Below are 23,113 nucleotides of genomic sequence, written 5' to 3'. Positions count from 1 at the left end.
CCGCCGGGCGGCGCGGCGTGGCGCGCCGACCGCCCGCTCCGCGTGGGGGCGTCGGTCCTCGAGGTCCGCGGGCCGGGCGTGGCACCGCCGCCGGGCCGCCGCCGGCGGCTCCCCCCGTGGGCCTGGACCACCGTCGCCTCGACCGCCGGTGCGGTCGGCCTCGCGGTGGCGATGCGTCAGCCGCTGCTGCTCCTCACGGCGGGCGTCGGGCTGCTCGCGCTGGTCGCGGCCCTGCGGACGCCGGACGCGCCGCGCGGTGACCGCGGCGGCACGGACGACGACACGGAGGATGGCGCGCCCCCGGCGCACGCTGCCGACGAGAGCCGCCCCGCACGGGACGTGGCCGCGCTGCGCGTCGCGACGGCGGCCGCGGTGCGCGGTCGCCCCGCCCCCGTGCCCGGCGACCGCCGCTCGTGGCCGACCGACCGCGCGATCGCCCTGGTCGGGCCACGCACGGCGGCACTGGCGGTCGCCCGCGCGCTGGTGCTGCGCAGCCTGGGCGCCGCGACGAGCACCTCGCTCGTCCTGCGCGGTCCCGCCGGGTCGGCCCCGGGTGACGACTGGGCCTGGGCCCGCTGGTGGTACCCGTCGCACGACCTCCCCCGCCCCGACGCGGACGCCCTCGTCGTCGTCGACGGCGCGGGCCGCGACCTCGCGGGGTGGTGGGCGTCGACCGGACCGCGCACCCTGCTGCTCCTGGTCGTGCCTCCGGGCGAGCGGGTCCCCGCCTGGGTGCCGACGGTCGTCGCCCTGCCGTCGCGCCCGCACGCGCCGGACGCGCGCGACGACGCGCGACGGCGGCGAGCGCCCCGACCGGCGGCGCGCGTCGAGCCGGTCGTGGAGGGTGTCTCGCGCGCGGTGGCCGACGCGCAGGCGCGTGCGGCCGCTGCGCTGGCGTGGCGGAGCGCGGCGGCCGGGCGGACCGTCGGGCCCGACGACGGGTCCCTGACGGCCGGGCCCCCGGTGGCACCGCACGACGACGGGGCGGCCCCCGTGCTCGGCGCGCTGCCGGGCCTGCCCGCCGCGACCGCCGACGCCGTGTCGAGCGCCTGGCTCCGCGGCGCCCGCCGGCACCGCCCGGTCGCGAGCGTCGGCGTCGACCCGGCGGCGCCCGCCGCGGGACCGGTCCGGCTCGACCTGGTGCGCGACGGGCCGCACGTGCTGGTCGCGGGCACCACGGGGTCCGGCAAGTCCGAGCTGCTCACGACGCTCACGCTCGCGCTCGCGCTGACGCACCCGCCGGAGCGCCTCGCCCTCCTCCTGGTGGACTTCAAGGGCGGCACCGGGCTGGGCCCGCTCGCGGGCCTGCCGCACGTCGTCGACCACGTCCACGACCTCGACGTCGCGTCGGCACGCCGCACCCTCGCGGGCCTGCGCGCCGAGGTGCGTCGCCGCGAGCAGCTCCTCGCGGCGTCCGGGCGCACCGACGTCGCCGACCTCGACCCGGCCGACCCGGCGACGCCCGGCCGCCTCGTCGTCGTCGTCGACGAGCTCCGCGCGCTCGTCGACGACCTGCCCGAGGCGGGAGCCGCGCTCGCCCGCCTCGCCGCGCAGGGCCGCGCGCTCGGCGTGCACCTCGTGCTCGCGACGCAGCGTCCCGCCGGTGCGGTCCCTGCCGACCTGCGGGCCAACGTCAACCTGCGGATCGCGCTGCGCGTCGCGGACGAGGCCGACTCGCGCGACGCGCTCGGCGTCCCCGACGCCGCCGCCCTGGACCCGGCGGCGCCCGGCCGGGCGCTGCTGCGCGTCGGCCGGCGTCCCGCCGTCGCGGTCCAGGTCGCGCGTGCACGGCACGGTCGCGCGCCGGCACCGGTCCGGCTGGCCGGTCGCCCGGGCGGCACGTGGCGACCCGACACCGCCCCGGGCGCCGTCGACGACGTCGCGGCCTGGGTCGCCGCGTGCCGCGCGGCGGCCGGGGAGCGCGGGCCCGGCGTGCCGTGGACCCCGGCGCTGCCCCGGCACCTGCCGGCCGACGCCGTGGGTGCGCCCGCGCGCGAAGACGGGCTGCTCGTCGCGGTCGCCGACCTGCCCGACGAGCAGCGCCGTGCCGAGGTCCGCTGGCGGCTCGACGGCGGGCCGCTGCTCGTGCTGGGCGGGCCCCGGTCGGGCCGGTCCACCACGCTGCTCACGGCCGGCACGCACGCGCTGCACGCCGGCGCCCACGTGCACGCCGTCGGGCTCCCCGACCGCGCCGTCGCCGGCCTGCACGCGGCCGCGGCCGGAGCCGTCGGCACCGTCGTGCCCCTGGACGACCTGCACCGCTGCCTGCTGCTGCTCGACCGGCTCGTGCACCCGCACGAGCCGGCGGGAGCGCCGCAGGTGCTCCTGCTCGACGGCCTCGACGTCCTCCTCGAGGACCTCGCCAGGCACGCCCGCGGGCTCGGCGCCGACCTGCTCGCCGCCCTCCTGCGGCGCCCGCCCGCGGGCGTGCACGTCGCCGCGGCGGGGCCGGTCGTCGCGGCGCTCACCCGCCTGCTGGGCACGTTCCCGACCCGGCTCGTCCTGCCCGTCGCCGACCCGGCCCTCGACCCGCAGGCGGGCGTGCCCCCTGACCTGACGGGGCCGCGCACGTGCGCGGGCCGCGCGGTCGCGTCCACGCCGACCGGGACGGCCGTCGCCCACGTGGTGACGCCGTCGCGGACGCCGGTGCCGCACGACCACGCGCGCGCGGCACCCTTGCGGATCGCTCTCCTTCCCGAACGGTCGCTCGCACCGGCCGGGGCGTGCGACCGCCGGCTGGGCACCGGTGGGGACGGCGGCGCACCGGTCCTCGTCGACGGCACGCGGCCGCTGCTCGTGGCGGGACCGCACGGCAGCGGCCGCACCACCACGCTGCACACCCGGGCGCTCGCCGCCGCCCGGGGCGGCGAACGGGTCGTCCTGGTGACGACGCGCGAGCCCGACCCGGCAGCACCGCCCGACCACCCGGGCCCGGTGGAGGCGCCGCGGTGCGTGCCGGCGGACGCGTCGCCCGTCCGTAGGGTCGGGCCCGACGCCCTCGCGGACCTGCTCGACGACCCCGGGGACAGCACGACGGGCGGGCCGCTGCTCGTCGTCGACGACCTCGACGAGCTGGAGCGCCTCGCACCCGAGGCCGCCGCGGGCGTCGAGCGCGCGCTGCGCTCGGGGCGGCCCCGCGTCGCCGCGGTCGCGACCACCACCGAGCACGCCGCGACCGCGTTCCGCGGGGTCGTGCCCGCGGTGCTGCGGCACGGTCAGGTGCTCGTCCTCGACCCGCACGGCCCGGCCGCGGCCGACCTGCTCGGCGCGGGGTCCGCGCTGCACACGGACCCGGGCGTGCGGGTCCCGGGCCGAGGCGTGCTGCGACACGACCGCAGGCTCGTCCGCGTCCAGGTCGACGACCACCCGCGCACGTCCTGAGCGGACGCATCACGGGCCGCCGGCCGAGACGTCTCGGTCCGTGCGCCTCAGTCCGTGCGCCGCCCCGTGGACGACGTCGCGGCGACGACGGAGGGGACGAGCAGCGCAGCACCGACGACGACGGCGACGACGACGGGCACGAGCGCGAGCGCTCCCCCGCCGGCACGCCACCAGGTGGTCGCGGCCACCACGACGAACAGCTGGACCGTGAGCACCGGTCCGCGGGGCCAGCGACGCCCGCCCCAGAGCCCGCGGACAGCACCGACGAGCAGCGCAGCCGCCCCCAGCGCGAGGAGGACGAGGAACAGGACGGGGCCGACGTCGCCCCCGCCACCCAGCGACACGACGCCGACGACGGCCGCCGCCCCGAGCGCGAGCGCCTCGAGGAGCACGAGGCCGCACGCGACGACGAGCAACGGGGGATGCGACGACGGGGGCGTGGGCATGCGACGACCCTAGGACGTCGCACCTCGGACGTCGGTCGTCGGACCCGGGTGCGGCGGTCCGGCTCGCACCTGCGCGGCCCCACGACCCGCTCGCGCGGGCCCGCGGCAGGCCTCCGGGAGCGCGCACGCCACGACACGGCGGGGCCATACCAGATCCGGCGCGCCCGCCCGACCACACGTCTCGACGACGCGACCGGGAAAGACGTCCCGGGTCTCGCGTGAACCACGTCACGATCACTCGGGCACGCCTGCGGCCGACCACCCGCGGGCGACGCGGGACGGCGGCGCCGAGGTGACGGCGGGGTGAACGACACAGCGATCTCCCAGGTCACGGGCCTGGACCGGGACGAGTGGCTCTGACCTGGACGTTCGGCCGAGTTCGGCGCGCCGTCACGGCGCGCCCCCGCGACGGGTCACAGCCCGACGACGCGAGAATGTGACCAACGCCTCAGAGGTCACGATGATGAAACGTTGCCGTAACCCTTGTGCGTCGACGGCACCCGGTGTGACGCTTGAGCAAGCACGTTCCCCCCACCACTGACTCCATGCCTGCGGCCGCGCGCTCCCTCGGGGCGCGCCGGGCAGGCGTGCGCCCAAGGAGATCCCATGGACTGGCGCCACCGCGCAGCCTGCCTCGACGAGGACCCCGAGCTCTTCTTCCCGATCGGCAACACCGGTCCGGCCCTCCAGCAGATCGAGGAGGCCAAGGCCGTGTGCCGCCGGTGCGACGTCGTCGACACGTGCCTGAAGTGGGCGATCGAGACCGGTCAGGACGCCGGCGTCTGGGGCGGCCTGTCCGAGGACGAGCGCCGCGCGCTCAAGCGCCGCACCGCGCGCCAGCGCCGCGCCGGCTGACCGTCGCACCGGCGTCGCGCCCCCGCGACGCCTCCTGCACCACCCGACAGGGCCGACCGTTCGCGGCGGCCCTGTCGTCGTTCCGGCGCACGGCCACGCGCCGGGCCCGGACGACCGGCTACGACCGGCTACGACCGGCTACGACCGGCTACGACCGGCTACGACCGGCTACGACCGATCGCACCACGCTCGGGCGTCAGGGGACCCGAACGAGCGGGACCACCCGGCCGCTCCGAACCCTCCGCGGGTCACGGTCGACCACGACCTCCCGCGGCTCACGCGACCGTCGCCGCGTCCCGCCCCTGCCGCAGCACGGCCTCGATGACGACCGACGTGCCGCCGCTGTCACCCGACCGCCACACGATCGAGCCGCCCAGCTCGTTGCGGACCAGGGTCGACACGATCTGCGTGCCCAGCCCGGTGCCGGCGCCCTTGCCCTCGGGCAGGCCCGCGCCGTCGTCGACCACCTCGACCCGCAGGCGGTTGCCCTCGCGTTCGACGACGATCTCGACCGTGCCCTGCTCGCGCCCGGCCAGGCCGTGCTCGACCGCGTTCGTCACGAGCTCGGTGAGCACGAGCGCGAGCGCGGTGGCGTCCTCGGCCGGCACCGCGCCGAACGAGCCGCGCACCGTGGTGCGGACGTGCGCCCCCGCGGTCGCGACGTCCGCCGCGAGCCGCAGGCTCCGCCCGACGAGGTCGTCGAACGGCACGCTCTCGTCGAGCGTCTGCGACAGGGTCTCGTGCACCAGCGCGATGGTCGCGACGCGTCGCATGGCCTCGGCGAGCGCGTCGCGCGCCTCGGGCGAGCTCATGCGGCGCGACTGCAGCCGCAGGAGAGCCGCCACCGTCTGGAGGTTGTTCTTCACGCGGTGGTGGATCTCACGGATCGTCGCGTCCTTGGTGATGAGCTCGCGCTCGCGCCGCCGCAGCTCCGAGACGTCGCGGCACAGCAGGACCGCGCCGGTGCGCTGGGCGCCCTCGGTGAGCGGCACGGCACGCAGGGACAGCGCGACGCCGCGCGCCTCGACGTCGACGCGCCACGGCGCCCGCCCCATGAGGACGAGCGGCATCGACTCGTCGACCGTCGCGTCCTGCTCGATCAGGTCCGACGTCACCTCGACGAGCGACCGCCCGACGAGGTCGCCGAGCGCCCCCAGCCGGTGGAAGCACGACAGCGCGTTGGGGCTCGCGTACAGCACCTCACCCTCGGCGTTGAGGCGCACGAGCCCGTCGCCGACGCGCGGCGCGCCGCGGCGCGGACCGGTCGGCGCGTCGGGCGACGGGAACTCGCCCCGCGCGATCATGCCCACGAGGTCGTCGGCGGCCTCGACGTAGTTGAGCTCGAGGCGCGAGGGCGTGCGGGCGCCGCCGAGGTTCGTCTGCCGCGCGAGCACCGCGATCGCCCGGCCGCCGCGCACGACCGGCACGGCCTCCTCGCGCACCGCGTAGGAGCCGAACCAGCGCGGCTCGCGCGAGCGCTGCGGGGCCCGCTCGTCCAGGGCGCGCCGCAGCTGCGCACGCTGCCCCTCGGGCGGGTGCGAGCCGACCACGTCGTCGTAGTGCACGGTGGCACCCGTCGACGGGCGGCACTGGGCGATCGCCACGAAGTCGTCGTCGGTCGTGGGCAGCCACAGCACCAGGTCGGCGAAGGCCAGGTCGGACACGACCTGCCAGTCGCCGACCAGGAGGTGCAGCCACTCGAGGTCGGCGGGCTCGAGCGCACCGTGGCGCGCGACCAGGTCGCTCAGCGTGGACACGCGCACCAGGGTACGCAGCGACGGCTAGGCTCGACGCGACGGGTCCACACCGCGGCGACGCACCGGGGGGACGGCCACGGCTCGACCCGTCGAGGGGTCCGCGCCGTCGCGCGGCACCGTCACCATCGGCCCGGGGAGCCCGCGGTGCACCTGCACGTGACCATCGACCTGCCCACCGACGCGCACGGCGCCGCGCGCCTGCTCGCCGACCCGGCCTACGTCGCCGCCAAGGTCCGCGAGGCGGGCGCGGTCGACCAGCACGTGGACGTGACCGGCACGGTCGACGGCGCGTTCACCGTCACGACCCGCCGCCAGCTGCCCACGGGTCAGATCCCCGCGCACCTGCGGGCGTTCGTGGGCGACCGGATCGACGTGCGCCAGGTCGAGGCCTGGGAGGCGGCCCGCGAGGACGGCGCGCGGGCGGGCACGGTGGTCGTCGAGATCGCGGGCGCACCGGTGCGCGTCACCGGCCGCACGACGCTCGAGCCCGTGGCACCGGGGACGAGCCGGGTCGTCTACGACGGCGAGGTGCGCGCCGCGGTGCCGTTGTTCGCGGCGGCCGTCGAGGAGGCCGCGGGGGGCGCCGTGCGCGCCGCGCTGGCGACCGAGCAGGCCGTCGCGGCGCGGTGGCTGAGCGGTGCCGACGGCCACGCGCAGACCACCTGAGCGGACGACCCCCGAGCGCCCCGCGGGCGAAGGTCACGAACGGCTGAACGCCGTAACGATTGGGTAACGTGGGAGTCGTGGGAAATCGCTGTGACCAGCAACGACGCTCAGGTGGAACCGCTACCACGACGGTGACGCGATCCCCGCTCCTTGACACCTGACCATCTGGCGCAGCAAGGTGTCCCGCAGTGCGTGGGAACGCTCCCGCAATCACGGCGAGAGCGCACCCACGACGGGGCCGACCACCCCACGCACGATGCCCGACGTCGACGACGCGCGGCACCGGGCGGATCGACGTACGGCGGTGTCGCCGTCCGACTGACAAGGGAGTCACAGTGCGCAAGACCACACGCAGGACGTGGGCGCTCGCAGCGGGTGTCATGAGCGTCTCGCTGCTCGCGACCGCCTGCTCCAACGACGGCGGTTCCACCGACGGCGGCTCGACCGACGCCGACGGCAAGGTCACCATCACCGTCGCGACGTTCAACGACTTCGGCTACACCGACGAGCTGCTCGCCGAGTACACCGAGGCGAACCCGAACGTCGTCGTCAAGCAGACGCGGGCCGCGAAGTCCGAGGACGCCCGCACCAACCTCACGACGAAGCTCGCCGCCGGCGGCTCGGGCCTCGCCGACATCGAGGCCATCGAGGTCGACTGGCTGCCCGAGCTCGTCCAGAGCTCCGACGCCTTCGCCGACCTCGCGGACTCGTCCGTCGAGGGCCGCTGGGAGGACTGGAAGGTCCAGGCCGCCACGACGCCCGACGGCAAGCTCATCGGCTACGGCACGGACATCGGCCCGGAGGGCATCTGCTACCGCGCCGACCTGTTCGAGGCCGCGGGCCTGCCCTCGGACCGCGAGTCGGTCAAGGAGCTCCTCGGCGGCGACAACGCCACCTGGGACAGCTACTTCGAGGCCGGCCGCACGTTCAAGGCCGCCTCGCCCGACGTCGCCTGGTTCGACTCCGCGTCGTCCATCTACCAGGGCATGGTCAACCAGCTGACCAACGCGTACGAGGAGAGCGACGGCACGCCGAAGCCCCTCGCGGACAACGCGGACGTCAAGAAGCTCTACGAGGCCACGCTCAACGCCTCGGCCGACCTCTCGGCGCACCTCGGCCAGTGGTCGGGCGACTGGGACGCCGCGTTCCAGAAGAACGGCTTCGCGACCATGCTGTGCCCCGCCTGGATGACCGGTCCCATCGAGGAGCGCGCCGGCGGCGTCACCGGCTGGGACGTCGCTGACGTCTTCCCCGGCGGCGGCGGTAACTGGGGCGGTTCGTACCTGACGGTCCCGTCGACGGGCAAGAACGTCGACGAGGCCAAGAAGGTCGCCGAGTGGCTGACCTCGCCCGACACGCAGATCAAGGCGTTCCTCAACGCGGGCACGTTCCCGAGCCAGGTCGAGGCCTGGGACTCGGCGGACCTCAAGGCCGCGACGAACGACTTCTTCAACAACGCGCCCGTCGGTGAGATCTTCGCCAACCGTGCGGCGGCGATCGACGTCACGCCGTTCAAGGGCCCGAACTACTTCCAGATCCACCAGACGGTCGGCGACGCGCTGAACCGGGTCGACATCGACAAGTCGGAGTCGATCGAGCAGGGCTGGACGAGCGCGGTCCAGGCGTACGACAACCTGGGTCTGTGACCCACCGGGCCGGCCGGGGACCTGAGACACGGTCCCCGGCCGGCCCTCCGGTGTGACCGCACGGTCCGCCATCTGACGTCCGAGGGTCTGCGGGCACGACGCGACCCTGAGCCCCCGCACGCGGGTCACCACCCCCACGAGGTCCGTCATGTCCGTCAAGTCACCGGCGCCCGAGCGCATCGCGCCCGCGGGCACGCCCCGCGCGCCGCGCCGGGTCGGCTTCTCCCAGCGGCTGTCCCGCTGGGACGTCAAGCTGTCCCCGTACCTCTACATCTCGCCGTTCTTCATCCTGTTCGCCATCACGGGCCTGTTCCCGCTGGTCTACACGGCGTACGTCTCGCTCCACCAGTGGTCGCTGCTGGGCGGGCAGGGCGACTACATCGGGTTCCAGAACTTCACCGACATCTTCGCGCAGCCGGCCTTCTGGCGGTCGCTGCGGAACACGTTCTCGATCTTCCTGCTGTCCTCGGTGCCGCAGGTGCTCGTCGCGATCGTCATCGCCGCCCTGCTGGACCAGAACCTGCGCGCCAAGACGTTCTGGCGCATGGGCGTGCTGCTGCCCTACGTGGTCGCGCCGGTCGCGGTCGGCCTCATCTTCGGCCGCATGTTCGCCGACCAGTCGGGTCTCATCAACGGCGCCCTGGGGTTCTTCGGCATCGAACCCATCCGCTGGCACGTCGACGCGCTCGCGAGCCACGTCGCGATCGCCTCGATGGTCAACTTCCGGTGGACCGGCTACAACGCACTGATCTTCCTCGCCGCGATGCAGGCCGTGCCGCGCGAGCTCTACGAGGCGGCGATCATCGACGGCGCCGGCCGCGTGCGCCAGTTCTTCTCGATCACGATCCCGCAGATCCGCGCCACGATCATCTTCGTCGTCCTGACGTCGACCATCGGCGGCCTGCAGATCTTCGACGAGCCCCGCGTCTTCGACGAGGCGGGCCGCGGCGGGTCCTCCCAGCAGTGGATGACCACCACGCTCTACCTGTACGACGTCGGCTGGGGCACGCAGCGGAACCTGGGACGCGCCGCGGCGGTCGCCTGGCTCCTGTTCCTCATCGTCGTCGTGATCGGCTTCATCAACTTCGCGATCACCAACCGGATCTCGACGTCGGGTGCCGACCGCACCACCACGCGCACCCGTCGCCAGCGACGCGCTGCCGCCCGTTCCTCGAGGAGGTCCGCATGAGCTCCGTCCCCACGACCCGCCAGACGGCGGGCGCCGGCGCCGCGCGTGCAGCCGCCCGTCGGGCCGGCCGCAGCAAGGTCGGCGGGTACGACCGCCGTCCCGGCGTCGTCACGTACGTCCTGCTCGGGGTGGCCGTGCTCATCGGCCTCGGGCCGCTGTACTACACGCTGCTGCTCGGCTCGTCGGACCCGGTCGCGATCGCGCAGAGCTCGCTGCCGCAGCTGCTGCCGGACGCGAGCCTGTTCGAGAACTTCTCGAAGGTCATCAACTCCGACGCGTTCGACTTCTGGAAGGCGTTCGGCAACTCGCTGATCATCGCGCTCTTCACGTCCGCGACGACGGTGCTGTTCTCGACGCTCGCGGGCTTCTCGTTCGCGAAGCTGACGTTCAAGGGCCGCCGACCGCTGCTCGTCTTCGTCATCGCGACGATGGCCGTGCCGACCCAGCTCGGCGTCATCCCGCTGTACATCATCATGGCGAAGATCGGCTGGATCGGGACCCTGCAGGCGGTCATCGTGCCGGCGCTGGTCACCGCGTTCGGCGTGTTCTGGATGACGCAGTACCTCGAGGAGGCGCTGCCCTACGAGCTCATCGAGGCCGCGCGCGTCGACGGAGCGTCGATGTTCCGGACGTTCTGGTCGATCGCCATGCCGGCGGCCCGCCCGGCCGCCGCGATGCTCGCGCTGTTCACGTTCGTCACGCAGTGGACCAACTTCTTCTGGCCGTCGATCGTGCTCAACCAGAGCAACCCGACGTTGCCCGTCGCGGTCCGCCTGCTGCAGGCGAACTACTTCGTGGACTACTCGCTGGTCATGGCGGGCGTCTTCCTCATCACGCTGCCGCTGATCATCCTGTTCGTCTTCGCCGGCCGCCAGCTCGTGGCAGGCATCATGGCGGGCGCCGTCAAGGGCTGAGCCCGACCCGGCCCGGGGCGCTTCCCACGCTCGCCCCGGGCCGGGAGGTAATCTCACGCGTGCGTCACCGCGCGCGAAGCGTGACAGTGCACAGGCACCGTCGCCTGGCAGCAACAGGAGGAAGACCTCGGTGGTCAACAACCTCGGCACGCGGGGCGAGTCGCACCGTCCCGCCGCTCCCACGCTGGAGCAGGTCGCGGAACGCGCAGGCGTCTCGCGCTCCACCGCGTCCCGCGCCATCAACGGTGGCCTGCGGGTCTCCCCCGAGGCGCTCTCGGCCGTCGAGGCCGCCGTCGCCGACCTCGGCTACACCCCCAACCGCGCCGCACGCTCCCTCGTCACGCGACGCACGGACTCGATCGCGCTCGTGGTCCCCGAGCCCGACGAGCGCGTGCTCTCCGACCCGTTCTTCGCGGGCACCCTCAACGGGCTGAGCACCTCGCTCGCGGACTCCGACATCCAGGTCGTCCTCGTCATCGCCCGCCCGGGCGAGAGCGAGCGCACCATCCGCTACCTGCGCAACGGCCACGTCGACGGCGCGATCGTGGTGTCGCACCACCGCGACGACGAGCTCGACCGCGCGCTGCTCGCGTCCGCCGTGCCGAACGTGTTCGTCGGGCGCCCGCTGTCGGCGCCGGACGAGCACGTGCAGTACGTCGACACCGACAACACCGAGGGCGGACGCCTCGCGACGCAGCACCTCGTCGACCGCGGCTGCCGTCGCATCGGCACGATCGCCGGTCCGCAGGACATGTCCGCCGGCATCGACCGCCTCGCGGGCTGGCGGCAGGCGATGTCCGCGGCCGGGCTCGACCAGTCCGCCGTGGTGCACGGCGACTTCACGATCGCCTCCGGCGCCACCGCGGCACGCGAGCTGCTGGCGGCCCACCCGGACGTCGACGGCATCTTCATCGCCTCGGACCTCATGGCGGCCGGCGCGCTCGGCGTCATCACCGAGCTCGGCCGCGACGTGCCCGGGGACGTCAAGGTCGTCGGCTACGACAACCTGGGGGTCGCGGCGTCCACGAGCCCGCCCCTCACGAGCGTCATCCAGCCGGTCATCGCCATGGCCCGCGCCGCCGGCGCGCGGCTGCTGGACCAGCTCAACGGCGCACCCGCGGGCGACCCGCTGATCTTCGCGCCCGAGCTCGTGGTGCGCGCCTCCGCCTGAGAGACGGCACCTGGGACGACGCCGGTGGCGACGGGCCGTCGCCACCGGCCACGACGACGCGACCGTGCGGCGCGCCCGTGCCAGGGTGGGCCCATGCCTCACGACTACCGCTCCCCCGAGCCCGACGACCCTCCCGCCTCGTCCGCCCCGCTCGCGACCGCGCAGCACCAGCTGGCGCGCGCGGTCGAGATCCTCTCGTACGACGAGGGCCTCCACGAGGTCCTCGCGACGCCGCGCCGCGAGATGCGCGTCGCGGTGCCGCTGCGCCGCGACGACGGCCGCGTGCAGGTCTTCACCGGCTACCGCGTGCAGCACAACATCTCGCGCGGGCCCGGCAAGGGCGGGCTGCGCTACGCGCCCGGCGTCGACATCGACGAGGTCCGGGCGCTCGCGATGTGGATGACCTGGAAGTGCGCGGTCGTCGACGTGCCGTACGGGGGCGCCAAGGGCGGCGTCACGATCGACCCGCACGCGCACTCGGCGGCCGAGCTCGAACGCGTCACGCGGCGCTACACGAGCGAGATCATGCCCATGATCGGACCCGAGCGGGACATCATGGCGCCCGACATCGGCACCGACGAGCGCACCATGGCCTGGGTCATGGACACCTACTCGGTGAACCGCGGCTTCACGATCCCCGCGGTCACGACCGGCAAGCCGCTCGCCGTCGGCGGGTCGCTGGGGCGCCCGACCGCGACGTCGCAGGGCGTCGTCCACACCGCGCGCGCGGCGCTGCGCGCGGACGGCGTGGAGCTGGCCGAGGTCAGTGCCGCCGTGCAGGGGTTCGGCAAGGTCGGCTCGCACGCCGCGCGGCTGCTGCACGAGGCAGGCACTCGCGTCGTCGCGGTGAGCGACCAGTACGGCGGCGTGCAGCGTGCCGACGGGCTCGACGTCCCGGCGCTGCTCGAGCACGTCGCTGGCACCGGCACCGTGACGGGGTTCGGCGACGCCGACGCCGTGAGCAACACCGACCTCCTCGCGCTGGACGTCGACGTCCTCGTGCCGGCGGCGGTCGAGGGCGTGATCGACGGCGACACGGCCGGGCGCGTCAAGGCGCGGTGGGTCGTCGAGGGCGCCAACGGGCCGACCACGAGCGAGGGCGACCGCGTGCTCGCCGAGCGCGGCGTCGTGGTCGTCCCCGACATCCTCGCGAACGCCGGCGGCGTGGTCGTGAGCTACTTCGAGTGGGTGCAGGCCAACCAGGCGTACTGGTGGACCGAGCAGGAGATCGCCGAGCGCCTCGAGCAGCGGATGCTCGCGAGCCACGCGTCCGTGTCCGCGCTCGCCCGCGCGGAGTCCGTGACGCTGCGCGAGGCGGCGCTCACGATCGGCGTGCGCCGGGTCGCCGAGGCGCACCAGATCCGCGGGCTCTACCCGTGAGACGGGGACGGGACGGTGCCGTCGCCGCACGCGTGCGGGTGGCACCGTCCCGTCCTGCACCGCGGCGCCCGGGACCTCCCGGCGACGGCCGGTCCGGGGTCAGACGCGCGGCAGGCGCTCGACCCACTCCCCCAGCGCGACGCGCGGACCCGTGTAGAACGGGACCTCCTCGCGCACGTGCAGACGCGCCTGCGTCGCCCGCAGCTCACGCATGAGGTCGACGATGCGGTGCAGCTCGGACGCCTCGAACGCCAGCAGCCACTCGTAGTCGCCCAGCGCGAACGACGACACCGTGTTGGCACGCACGTCGGCGTAGTCGCGTGCCGCGGCGCCGTGCTCGTGCAGCATCGCGCGACGCTCGTCGTCCGGGAGGACGTACCACTCGTAGGAGCGCACGAACGGGTAGATGCACATGTAGTCCCCCGCGGGCTCGCCCGCGAGGAACGCGGGCACGTGCGCGCGGTTGAACTCGGCGGGGCGGTGCAGCCCGACGACCGACCAGACGGGCGTGAGGTGCGCGCCGAGCGCGCTCGCACGCAGCCGGTGGTACGCCGCCTGGACCTGCTCGACGGTCTCGGCGTGCCACCAGACCATGAGGTCCGCGTCGGCGCGCAGCCCCGCGACGTCGTACCAGCCGCGGACGACCAGCTCGGCGTCCGCGCCGACCGCGCGCTCGGCGTCCGCGACGACCGCGGCGCGGACGGCCGCGTCGGCCGGCAGGGGGGCGTCCACCGCGAACACCGACCACATCGTGTAACGGATGGTCGCGTTGAGCGTCTCGGCGTCGGGCGTGGGCGTGGGCGTGCTGGTCACGGGGTCTCCGTCGGGTCGTGCGGGCGGTCGGGTGGTGGGCTCGGCGCCGTCAGGACCAGGGGTCCTCGGAGCACGCCGCGGGCAGTCCGGAGTCGACGCCCGCGCGCTGCCGGCAGCAGCCCGGCGCGCAGATCGAGCGGAACGGCGGCAGCGCGCCGACCGTCTCCTGCGCGGGGCGGGGCTCGCCGGCGTCGTCGGCGCGTGCGATCGCCGCGCGCTCGAGGAGCAGGTCGACCAGGCCGCGCACGAACGGCTCGCGCACGCCGACCGAGTCGGCACGCACGGCCGTCATGCCGAGCCCGGCGGCCGTCTCGAGGGCCTCGGTGTCGAGGTCGAACGCGACCTCCATGTGGTCGGACACGAAGCCGATGGGTGCGAGCACGACCGACGTGGTGCCGGCCGCGGACAGCGCCTCCAGGTGGTCGTTGACGTCGGGCTCGAGCCACGGCTGGCTCGGCGGGCCCGAGCGCGAGCAGTAGGCGAGGTCCCACTCGACCTCGCGCCCGAGCCGCTCGGACGCCGCGGCGGCGACGCTGCGCGCGACGTCGAGGTGCTGCTCGCGGTACGACGCGCCGGCGACGACCGACGCCTCCTCCATCGTGTCGGGGATCGAGTGCGTGACGAACACGAGACGGGGCCACGCCGCGTCGGCGTCGAACCCCGCGTAGGCCTCGACCACGGCGTCGGTGTTCGCCTGCACGAACCCGGGGTGGTTGAAGTACGAGCGGCACTTGTCGACGTCGACCAGGTGCGTGCCCTCGGGTGCGCCGACCTGCACGCTCAGCGCGTCCAGGGACGACCACAGGTTCTCGCGGTACTGGCGGCACCCGGAGTACGACGAGTAGGCGGACGTGACGAGCGCGACGGCGCGCTGCGCGCCCGCGGCGTGCAGCTCCGCGAGCGCGTCGCGCGTGTACGGCTCCCAGTTGCGGTTGCCCCACACGACCGGCACGTCGAGGCCACGACGGTCGAGCTCGGAGCGCAGCGCGGCCTGCAGCGCGAGGTTCTGCTCGTTGATCGGGCTGCGCCCGCCGAAGTGGTGGTAGTGCTCGGCGACCTCGGCGAGCCGCTCGTCGGGGATGCCCTTGCCCGCGGTCACGTTGCGCAGGAAGGGCAGCACGTCGTCGGGACCGTTGGGGCCTCCGAACGAGAACAGCAGGACGGCGTCGTAGGGCGCGAGGCCGGCCGTCGTGGTCAGGGCGGTGGCGGGGGGCGTCACGGGGGGCACGGTCCGATCATCGCACCGCGCCGCGGGCCGGTCAGGTCGACCGGGCCCGCTCACCACGTGACGTTGTCGCGACGCCGTGTCACCTCGTCGGCCCGGCCGTCGGCGGCCCGACGCCCCTCGGACGCGCCGCGTCTCACCCGCCCCTCGCCACCGCCGCGCGGGCACCTCCGGGTGCAGGGCCGCCCGGCGGGTCCTACCGTCGTTCGTGGTGCCCCGCGCACCGCGCACGACCTCGCCCCGGCACGACGCCGCCGGGCGCGACCGCACCCGGACGACCGACCGGCCGGACACCGAGAGGCAGACCCCGAGAGCGATGACCACGCCGTGACGCGCACCGGACGCCACGCGGCACCGCGCCTGGCGCGGCGCTACGTGCTCGGCACCCCGCTGGGCCAGGGGGGCTCCGCGCAGGTGTTCCGTGCGCTGGACGTGCGGCTCGACAGACCGGTCGCGGTCAAGCTGTTCCGGCTCGCCGACGCGGACCCCGACCAGGTGCGGCGCTACGCGCAGGAGGCACGCGTGCTCGCCGACCTCGCGCACCCCGCGCTCGTCGCGCTGCTCGACGTGGGCGCGGACGTCCTGCCCGGCACGGGACCCGTCGCGTTCCTCGTGATGGAGCTCGTCGAGGGGCGGACGCTGCGCGAGCTGGTGACCGACGGCCCGCTGGACGTCGCGACGACCGCGGACGTCGGGCACCAGCTCGCGCAGGGCCTCGCGCACGCGCACCGCGCGGGCGTCGTGCACCGCGACGTGAAGCCGTCGAACGTGCTGGTCGCGCACACGGCGCCGACGTCGGGCCGGCGTGACGCGCCCGCGGTGCCCGTCGTGCTCGCCGACTTCGGGATCGCCGCGTCGGACGCGGGCGGCTCGCCGGACGCGACGGACGACCGCGCGACCGCGAGCTACCAGAGCCCCGAGCAGGCGCTCGGCGAGCCCGTGGGGCCCGCGAGCGACGTGTACTCCCTCGGCCTCGTGCTGCTCGAGTGCCTCACGGCACGGCGCGCCTACCCGGGCGACCCGCTCACGGCCTCGCTCGCACGGCTGCTGCACGGGCCACGGATCACGGACGACCTGGACCGCGACATGGCCGCGCTGCTGCGCGCGATGACGCGCACCGACCCCGCGCAGCGGCCGTCGACGGCCGCGGTCGCGGCGGAGCTGCGCGGCGTGCGCCGTCAGCGGGAGCACGCGGTCCGCGCGTCCTGACGGACGCCGGGCTCGGACCCCGAGCACGACGGCCGAGCACGGACGCCGAGCGCGCCCGCCGGGTGCCGGCCCTCAGACCGGGTGGCTGATCGCCTCGGGGAGGTCGACGGCGAGGGTCGCGAGCTGGTCGGCGACCTCGTCGGCCCACGCGGCCACGGCCGTCATGTCGCGGTGGTCGCCCTCGCGGGCACGCCCGCCGGCGATGATCGCGCGCTCGGTGAACGAGAGCACCGAGCGGTCCAGGCGGCCACGGAAGTGCCGGTGCCCGCGGGCGCCGACGCGGTCGCGCAGCGCGGCCACCTCGAGCGGCGAGTTCGCCGAGTTCGCGGGCTGGGTCGCCAGACCCGACGAGAACAGCCACACCGGCCGCTCGCGCAGGCCGTCCGCGCACCGCGCGGCCAGGTCCCGCGCCACGGGGAGCCAGTGCGCCGTGTAGACGGCCGACCCGAGCACGACGGCGTCGTAGCCCGTCACCGTGTCGACGTCCTCGGGTGCGCGCTGGTCCACCGCGTGCCCCCGGGCACGCAGCCGGTCGGCGATCACCTCGCCGATCTCCCACGTGCCGTGGTGACGTGACGCCACTGCCAGCAGGATGCGCATCGTCCCCTCCTTCGCCGCTCGGTTGCGGACCGGGGTCCCCTTGCGACCGGTCCGTCCACCATGCTTCCTGGCGAGAGCGGCCGCGGCGTGGGCCGGAGGTCCCCACACGCCCGCGCAGGTCAGAGGTCGGACGGCGCGTCCGGCGTCGTCGCGCCGGGGTCGGGCAGGTCCTGCTGGGCGACGCGGAGCTTGGTGCACAGGCGCTCGAGCGTCGCGAGCTCGTCCGGCTCGAGAGCGCCGCCGACGAGCGCGGCGATCGAGCGCACGTGCCGGCGCCCGACCTCGCGCTGACGGCGCGCGCCGGTCTCGGTGAGGTGCACGGCGGTCCCGCGGCGGTCGCCCTCGACGGGGCCGCGCCGCACGAGGCCGTCGGCCTCGAGCCGGTCGACGAGCCGCGACAGGCTCGGCTGGGTCAGCAGGCTGGACGCCGCGAGCTCGCGCAGACGCAGGGCCCGGCCCGGCGCACGCGACAGCGTGAACAGCACGTCGTACTCGCGCATGGACAGGTCGCCCCAGACGTCGTCGCGCGCGAACCGCCGCACGAGCGTCACCTGCGCGCGGAACAGCGCCTCCCACGCCTCGGCGGACGCGCGGACGTCGGGCCCGGCGTCCGCACCGGGGGCGGGCGCACCGTCGCGACGCTCGTCGTGCACCGTCCACCCCCTCGCACCGACCGCGCGGCGTCGGCGCCCGCGGCACGGGGGCGCTCCTCGCCGCGCGAGGAATCATGTCACCCCGGCCGCGTGCGCGGCGCGCGTGCCGGGCGGGGCGGCACGTCTACGCTGGGACGATGAGCGCGACGGGGACCACCTACCTGCTGGTGGACGGCGAGAACATCGACGCGACCCTGGGGTCGTCGATCCTCGGCGGTCGCCCGACGCCCGAGCAGCGTCCGCGCTGGGAGCGCGTGCTGACGTTCGCGCAGCAGGCGTGGGACCAGCCGGTCAAGGCGCTGTTCTTCCTCAACGCGTCGAACGGCTCGTTGCCGATGTCGTTCGTGCAGGCGCTCACGGCGATCGGGTTCGTGCCGATCCCGCTGTCGGGCGAGTCGTACGAGAAGGTCGTCGACATCGGCATCAAGCGCACGCTCGAGGCGATCGCGCTGCGCGAGGGCGACGTGCTGCTCGCGAGCCACGACGGCGACTTCGCGCCCGAGGTGACGCACCTGGTCGACGCGGGGCGGCAGGTCGGCCTGCTCGCGTTCCGCGAGTTCACGAGCCAGGCCCTCGCGGGGCTGACGGCACGCGGCCTGCAGACGTTCGACCTCGAGACCGACGTGCAGGCCTTCAACGTGCAGCTGCCGCGTCTGCGGATCATCCCCCTCGACGAGTTCGACCCGCTGCGCTATCTGTGACGCACGACCGGGCCCGGCCGCGACGCCGGGCCCCGCGCGGGGGTCAGCCCGTCGCGCCCGTGGCGAAGCCCTGCTCGAGGGCGGCGTCGATCGTCGCGCGGACGTGGTCCGCGTGCGGGGCGTCGGGCGCGAGGAGCTCGATGCCGTGCGCGGTGCCGGGCACCTCGGTGACGACGGACGACGCGTCCTGCCGGGCGACCAGCGCGCTGTCGGCGGCGGCCACCTGCGGGTCGTCGGTCGACGAGAACACCTGCAGCGGACCGGTGAAGTCGTTCGAGGCCGCCCGCGCGTCGACGCCGCCGTTCTCCGACGGCGGGCTGAGCGCGACGACGGCGACCGCGTCGAGGTCGTCGGCCAGGCCGGCCGCGAGCGTGCCGCCGGCCGAGGCACCCACGAAGGCCACGTCCGGGGCGCCGGTGGTGCGCAGGACGTCGAGCGCCGCACGGAACCCGATCTCGCCCGCCTTGCCCCAGTCGAAGGTCGCGACGAGGTAGCCCTCCCCCGCGAGCCGCACGAGCTCGGCGGCCCACTGGCACACGTCGCCGCGCACCTGCGGCGCGAGCAGCACGCCGCGCGGGCCCGAGCCCGCCCAGGCGACGCGGCTCGCGGCCATGCCCGTGCCGACCTCGGCGTACGCGACGCCGTCCGGCAGGCAGTCCGGCGGCTCGGCCGCCGTCATCTCGACCGGCGGGCTCGCCAGCACGGTCGGCGTCGTCACGTCGCCCGGCGCGGGCTCGGTGCCCGCCGCGCAGGCGGTCAGCAGACCGAGCGCGAGCGCGACGGCGCCGACGAGCGCGCGGGCGCCGCGTGCGGCCGAGGGGCGGGTGGACCGGGGTGTGGGGTGGAGGCGCACACGGGATTCCTAGGGGCCGGTCGCGCGCACCACAAGGGACCGCCCACTACTGAAGCGTTTCGCACGGCGTGTCGCGGGCCCCGGAGGCCCGGCCCGACGCGTCCGCACCGCACCGGCGCACGCCAGTGGCACGCGCTAGCGTGAGCGCATGCCGACGCTGTTCACGCGCATCATCGACGGCGAGCTGCCCGGACGCCTCGTCTGGGAGGACGACCGCGCGGTCGTCCTGCTCACCATCGCCCCCATCACCGACGGCCACGCGCTCGTCGTCCCCCGCGAGGAGGTCGAGCAGCTCACCGACGCCCCCGACGACCTGCTGGCGCACCTCACGACGGTGGCCAAGGCCGTGGGACGCGCGCAGCAGGCCGCGTGGGGCGCGCCGCGCGCGGCGCTGCTGGTCGCGGGCTTCGAGATCCCCCACCTGCACCTCCACGTGCTGCCCGCGTGGGACGAGTCGAGCCTCACCTTCGCGAACGCCCGCCAGGGCGTCCCCGGCGCCGAGCTCGACGCGGCCGCGCAGCGCCTGCGGGACGCGCTGCGCGCGGCCGGGCACGGTGCGCACGTCCCGGCCGACCCCGAGGTCCCGGCCCCGTGACCGGCGCCCGCCCCGCTCCCGGCCCGCGGCGGCGACGCTGAGCACGCCCACGCCGCGGCCGACGCTCCGCGAGCGCGTGCTGCGTCGCCCCGACGGCACCCGCCAGGCACACCCGCCCCTGCGCGAGAAGGTCTCGACGCTCGCCCCGGCGATGCGGACGTTCCTCGCGACGGAGGCCGGCAGCGCGGTCGTGCTGCTCGCCGCCACCGTCGCGGCGCTCGTCTGGGCGAACTCGCCGTGGCGCGACGCCTACACCGCCCTGTGGCACACCTCCGCGGGCGTCGTGGTCGGCGACGGCGGCCTCGTGATGGACCTCCAGCACTGGGTCAACGACTTCGCGATGGCCGTGTTCTTCGCCGTCGTCGGGCTCGAGATCAACCGCGAGGCCACGCGCGGCGACCTGCGCGACCCCCGCGCGGTCGCCGTCCCCGCGCTCGGCGCGCTCGGCGGGCTCGTCGTGCCCGTGCTCGTGTACCTCGCGTTCAACGGCGGCACCGACGCGGCGCACGGCTGGGGCGTCGTGATGTCGACCGACACCGCGTTCCTCGTCGGCGTCCTCGCGCTGTTCGGGCCGCGCTGCCCCGACCGGCTCCGGCTGTTCCTGCTGACGCTCGCGATCGTCGACGACATCGGCGCGATCCTCGCGATGGCGGTGTTCTACACCGACGACGTCGACGTCGTGGCGCTGCTCGTCGCGGGCGCGCTCACGGCCGCGCTCGTGGTGCTGCGCGTGCGCGGCGTCTGGCGCCTCGCGCCGTACGTCGCCGTCGGGCTCGCGCTGTGGGTCGCGGTGCTCGCGTCGGGCGTGCACGCGACGATCGCGGGCGTGCTCGTCGGCCTCCTCGTGCCGACCGCGGTGCCGCACGAGAAGCGCCGCCGCGCCGTCGCGGTGCACGCGCGGCGCTTCCTCACCGCGGGCGGCGCGGACCGCGAGCACGCGGCCGAGGTCGCGGGCCGCGCGGCCGTGCCCACCGGCGACCGGCTGCAGCGCGTGCTGCACCCCTGGAGCGCGTACGTCGTGGTGCCGCTGTTCGGCCTCGCGAACGCGGGGGTCCGGCTGGACCCGGCGACGCTCGCCGACGCGTTCGGCTCGCGCCTGACCGTCGGCGTCGCGGTCGCCCTGGTGGTCGGCAACGCGGTCGGGATCACGGGCGCCGCGACCCTCGCGCTGCGGCTCCGCCTCGGCGACCTGCCCGGCCTCGTGCGCTGGGGCCACGTGCTGGGCGGCGCCGTGCTCGCGGGCATCGGCTTCACCATCTCGCTGTTCATCGCGCAGCTCGCGTTCGACGACCCCGTGCAGCTCGAGCGCGCCAAGATCGGCGTGCTCACGGGCTCGCTCGTCGCGGCCGTCGCCGGGTCGCTGCTGCTGCGCTGGCTCGGGGAGCGGCTGCCGCTGTGCTCGCCGCCGCGCCTGCCCCCGACGCTGCCGCCGCTGCCGTGGCGGTCGCCCGCGGCCTGACCCGCCCGACGCCGGGACGCCTCAGGCGACCGGGTCGTCCGGCCCCCACGTCGCGAGCCGCAGCGTGCGCGCGTCGGCGTCGAGGATCGCGGGCGTCGCGGCGCGCAGCGACGCGACCGTGTCGACCCCCGCGCGCACGAACCGGCCCGACAGGTCGTCGAGCTCGCCGCGCGCGAACGCGAGGACGAGCGCCGCGACGTCCGCCGGGTCGGTCCACTCGCTCCGGCCGTCGTGCACCGGCATCGCCGCGGTCATGTCGGTCGCCACGACGCCGGGCGCGAGGTCGAGCACGCGCAGCCCCGCGGCGGCGTACTGGTGGTGCAGCTGGGTCGTGAACCGCGCGAGCGCGCCCTTGCTGATCGCGTAGCCCGTGTACGTCGGCAGCGCGCGGTGGCCCGAGCCCGAGTTCACGTTGAGCACGCGCCCCCCGCCGCGCGCGAGCATGCCCGGCAGCACCGCGTGCGTGACCAGCAGCGGGCCGCGCACGTTGGTCTCGACGACGCGCCACACGTCCTCGACGTCGTCGGCCGCGAACGGCAGCTCGGCGCGCTCGATGACGCCGGCGTTGTTGACGAGCAGACCGAGCCCGCCGTGCGCGGTGAGCGCGTCCTCGACGCGCCCGACCGCGTCGGCGACCGCACCGGCGTCGACGAGGTCCGCGACCGCGACGGTCACGTCCGCACCCAGGGCGCGCGCCTCGTCGGCCACCTCGTCGAGCCGCGTCCGCGTGCGCCCGACGAGGCCGAGCGCCCAGCCGTCGCGCGCGAGCGCGAGGGCGAGCGCACGGCCGATGCCGCGGCCGGCGCCCGTGACGAGCGCGCTGCGAGGGACGGGCCGGGCACCCGCGGGGGTGGACGGCTCGGCGTCGGACGTGGCGGCGGACGTGGGGGCGGGCTGCGCGTCGGTCACGCGACCATCGTCGCCCACGACCCGCCCCGGCGCGGTTCCACGACCCGCCGGACCCGGCTCACACCGCGGAGACGACCGCTCGCAGCTTCTCGAGCTCGACGCGCCCCCGGTACCGCACACCGTCCACGAGGATCGTGGGCGTGCCCGGCACGTCGAACTCGATGCCGCTCTCGTAGTCGGCCTGCACGGGCCGCGCGTACCGGTCGGCGGCCTCCCCCACGACCTCCTCGGGGTCCAGGCCCAGCTCGCCCGCCCACCGCACGAGGTCCTCGTCGCCCAGCGCGTCCTGGTGCGCGAACAGCAGGCGCTGCATCTCCCAGAACCGGCCGTGCCCCCCGGCGGCCTCGGCCGCGAGCGCCGCCGCGAGCGCGTGCGGGTGCACCTGGAACAGCGGGAAGTGCCGCCACACGAGCCGGACCCGCCCGTCGGACTCCTCGACCAGCCGGCGCAGCACGGGCTCGGCGTCCCGGCAGTACGGGCACTCCAGGTCCCCGTACTCGACGATCGTCACGGGTGCGTCGGGGTTGCCGAGCACGTGCCGGTCGGGGTCGGTGCTCACCTCGGGCGACGGGGCCGCTGACGACGTCATGCGCCCAGCGTGCCGCGCGCGCCGCCGCGACGCACGCCGACCGACGCGCCGGCCCCGGGGCGCGCGCAGGGCCGTCAGACGCGGCGCCCGCGCAGCGGCGGG

The 23,113-nt window shown here is 75.7% G+C and carries 21 protein-coding genes; 12 read left to right on the top strand and 9 right to left on the bottom strand.

Annotation, left to right across the window (positions count from 1 at the left end):
• Window positions 1-3,381, top strand: a 3,381-nt coding sequence (locus CS2_RS12790; protein ID WP_070320281.1) for an FtsK/SpoIIIE domain-containing protein, incomplete at its 5' end; no start/stop codon positions are given.
• Window positions 3,382-3,428: 47 nt separating this feature from the next.
• Here CS2_RS12790 and CS2_RS12785 read toward each other — a convergent pair.
• Window positions 3,429-3,827 (bottom strand): hypothetical protein, encoded by a 399-nt coding sequence (locus CS2_RS12785; protein WP_070320280.1) that lies wholly within the window; start codon window positions 3,825-3,827, stop codon window positions 3,429-3,431.
• A gap of 606 nt (window positions 3,828-4,433) precedes the next feature.
• Between CS2_RS12785 and CS2_RS12780 the strand changes: the two genes are divergently transcribed.
• Complete coding sequence (locus CS2_RS12780; RefSeq protein ID WP_013117620.1) at window positions 4,434-4,682, top strand: WhiB family transcriptional regulator; 249 nt, start codon at window positions 4,434-4,436, stop codon at window positions 4,680-4,682.
• 275 nt (window positions 4,683-4,957) lie between these two features.
• Here the strand turns inward: CS2_RS12780 and CS2_RS12775 are convergent, their stop codons facing one another.
• Window positions 4,958-6,439 (bottom strand): sensor histidine kinase, encoded by a 1,482-nt coding sequence (locus tag CS2_RS12775; RefSeq protein WP_070320285.1) that lies wholly within the window; start codon window positions 6,437-6,439, stop codon window positions 4,958-4,960.
• A 144-nt stretch (window positions 6,440-6,583) separates the two neighbouring features.
• Here CS2_RS12775 and CS2_RS12770 point away from each other — a divergent pair, with 144 nt between their 5' ends.
• The 6 genes from CS2_RS12770 to CS2_RS12745 all read left to right on the top strand — a co-directional run bounded on the left by CS2_RS12770 (window position 6,584) and on the right by CS2_RS12745 (window position 13,405).
• Entirely contained in the window at window positions 6,584-7,105 is a 522-nt protein-coding gene (locus CS2_RS12770; RefSeq protein ID WP_070320279.1) for a DUF2505 domain-containing protein, read from the top strand.
• 335 nt (window positions 7,106-7,440) lie between these two features.
• Complete coding sequence (locus tag CS2_RS12765) at window positions 7,441-8,751, top strand: ABC transporter substrate-binding protein (protein ID WP_070320278.1); 1,311 nt, start codon at window positions 7,441-7,443, stop codon at window positions 8,749-8,751.
• Window positions 8,752-8,899: 148 nt separating this feature from the next.
• The gene (locus tag CS2_RS12760; protein ID WP_046528796.1) at window positions 8,900-9,940 is read left to right on the top strand and encodes a carbohydrate ABC transporter permease; all 1,041 of its coding nucleotides are present in this window, start codon (window positions 8,900-8,902) and stop codon (window positions 9,938-9,940) included.
• A complete protein-coding gene (locus CS2_RS12755) occupies window positions 9,937-10,854 on the top strand; it encodes a carbohydrate ABC transporter permease (protein ID WP_046528797.1) in 918 nt (305 codons plus the stop codon). The genes CS2_RS12760 and CS2_RS12755 overlap by 4 nt, the downstream gene beginning before the upstream one ends.
• A gap of 130 nt (window positions 10,855-10,984) precedes the next feature.
• A complete protein-coding gene (locus tag CS2_RS12750; protein WP_046528798.1) occupies window positions 10,985-12,025 on the top strand; it encodes a LacI family DNA-binding transcriptional regulator in 1,041 nt (346 codons plus the stop codon).
• A gap of 93 nt (window positions 12,026-12,118) precedes the next feature.
• On the top strand, window positions 12,119-13,405 hold the full coding sequence (locus CS2_RS12745) for a Glu/Leu/Phe/Val family dehydrogenase (protein WP_070320277.1): 1,287 nt from the start codon (window positions 12,119-12,121) through the stop codon (window positions 13,403-13,405).
• Between the two features lie 99 nt (window positions 13,406-13,504).
• Here the strand turns inward: CS2_RS12745 and hemQ are convergent, their stop codons facing one another.
• A complete protein-coding gene (gene hemQ / locus CS2_RS12740) occupies window positions 13,505-14,218 on the bottom strand; it encodes a hydrogen peroxide-dependent heme synthase (protein WP_070320276.1) in 714 nt (237 codons plus the stop codon).
• A 49-nt stretch (window positions 14,219-14,267) separates the two neighbouring features.
• Complete coding sequence (locus CS2_RS12735) at window positions 14,268-15,437, bottom strand: ferrochelatase (RefSeq protein WP_233421180.1); 1,170 nt, start codon at window positions 15,435-15,437, stop codon at window positions 14,268-14,270.
• Between the two features lie 333 nt (window positions 15,438-15,770).
• Here CS2_RS12735 and CS2_RS12730 point away from each other — a divergent pair, with 333 nt between their 5' ends.
• Entirely contained in the window at window positions 15,771-16,652 is an 882-nt protein-coding gene (locus CS2_RS12730) for a serine/threonine-protein kinase (RefSeq protein WP_070320275.1), read from the top strand.
• Window positions 16,653-16,724: 72 nt separating this feature from the next.
• Here CS2_RS12730 and CS2_RS12725 read toward each other — a convergent pair whose 3' ends face one another.
• Window positions 16,725-17,252, bottom strand: a complete 528-nt coding sequence (locus CS2_RS12725) for a flavodoxin domain-containing protein (RefSeq protein WP_070320274.1) — start codon at window positions 17,250-17,252, stop codon at window positions 16,725-16,727.
• Window positions 17,253-17,371: 119 nt separating this feature from the next.
• The gene (locus CS2_RS12720) at window positions 17,372-17,905 is read right to left on the bottom strand and encodes a MarR family winged helix-turn-helix transcriptional regulator (protein ID WP_082131397.1); all 534 of its coding nucleotides are present in this window, start codon (window positions 17,903-17,905) and stop codon (window positions 17,372-17,374) included.
• A gap of 137 nt (window positions 17,906-18,042) precedes the next feature.
• Here CS2_RS12720 and CS2_RS12715 point away from each other — a divergent pair, with 137 nt between their 5' ends.
• Window positions 18,043-18,606, top strand: coding sequence for an NYN domain-containing protein (locus tag CS2_RS12715; protein ID WP_046528804.1), 564 nt, complete (start codon window positions 18,043-18,045; stop codon window positions 18,604-18,606).
• 43 nt (window positions 18,607-18,649) lie between these two features.
• On the opposite strand, the gene CS2_RS12710 is transcribed toward CS2_RS12715, so the two are convergent.
• Window positions 18,650-19,459: an alpha/beta fold hydrolase gene (locus tag CS2_RS12710; protein WP_070320273.1), complete on the bottom strand. Its 810-nt coding sequence runs from the start codon at window positions 19,457-19,459 to the stop codon at window positions 18,650-18,652.
• Window positions 19,460-19,607: 148 nt separating this feature from the next.
• Here CS2_RS12710 and CS2_RS12705 point away from each other — a divergent pair, with 148 nt between their 5' ends.
• On the top strand, window positions 19,608-20,054 hold the full coding sequence (locus CS2_RS12705; protein WP_070320272.1) for an HIT family protein: 447 nt from the start codon (window positions 19,608-19,610) through the stop codon (window positions 20,052-20,054).
• A gap of 76 nt (window positions 20,055-20,130) precedes the next feature.
• Window positions 20,131-21,513: a Na+/H+ antiporter NhaA gene (nhaA, locus tag CS2_RS12700; protein WP_233421179.1), complete on the top strand. Its 1,383-nt coding sequence runs from the start codon at window positions 20,131-20,133 to the stop codon at window positions 21,511-21,513.
• A gap of 21 nt (window positions 21,514-21,534) precedes the next feature.
• Here the strand turns inward: nhaA and CS2_RS12695 are convergent, their stop codons facing one another.
• Entirely contained in the window at window positions 21,535-22,422 is an 888-nt protein-coding gene (locus CS2_RS12695) for an SDR family NAD(P)-dependent oxidoreductase (protein WP_082740204.1), read from the bottom strand.
• 58 nt (window positions 22,423-22,480) lie between these two features.
• Window positions 22,481-23,011, bottom strand: coding sequence for a DsbA family protein (locus CS2_RS12690; RefSeq protein ID WP_070320271.1), 531 nt, complete (start codon window positions 23,009-23,011; stop codon window positions 22,481-22,483).
• Window positions 23,012-23,113: the final 102 nt, after the last annotated feature.

This window comes from Cellulomonas iranensis NBRC 101100 = JCM 18110, assembly GCF_001552375.1.
Taxonomy (GTDB): domain Bacteria; phylum Actinomycetota; class Actinomycetes; order Actinomycetales; family Cellulomonadaceae; genus Cellulomonas; species Cellulomonas iranensis.
The sequence above is the reverse complement of the archived record's forward strand: the minus strand, read 5'-3'. Positions and strand labels throughout refer to the sequence as shown.